The sequence below is a fragment of the Gluconobacter sp. Gdi genome (genome assembly GCF_014132155.1).
In the GTDB taxonomy this organism is placed as follows: Bacteria; Pseudomonadota; Alphaproteobacteria; order Acetobacterales; family Acetobacteraceae; genus Gluconobacter.
This window is the reverse complement of the sequence record NZ_BLJQ01000092.1, coordinates 1-253: the sequence shown is the minus strand read 5'-3', so window position 1 is coordinate 253 and position 253 is coordinate 1. Positions and strand designations below refer to the sequence as shown.

Below are 253 nucleotides of genomic sequence, written 5' to 3'. Positions count from 1 at the left end.
TCTGATTGATGAGGCCCACAAGTTTTTGGATATGGTCATGGCGGGTGGAAACCCGCTCAAGGCTGCGTTTTATGAGGTTCCGAACGCTGTCAGCGTTCTGGGTGGTTTCGGCAAAGCCGTGGAAACTGTTGGTGGCCTGATGATGGGGCCGGTGGGAATTGTAGCTGGCGTGGTCGCAACCGGCGTTGCCATGTACAAGCTCGGATCTTATGCGGAAGCCGAAAGCGAGCAGCTGGCGACGCTGTCGCAGCAT

At 56.9% G+C, this 253-nt stretch carries 1 protein-coding gene; it reads left to right on the top strand.

What is annotated here, in order from left to right; genetic code table 11:
* Nucleotides 1-37: 37 nt before the first annotated feature.
* Nucleotides 38-253 (top strand): hypothetical protein (locus JN414_RS16625; RefSeq protein WP_202208899.1); only part of this gene is annotated, 216 nt, incomplete at its 3' end.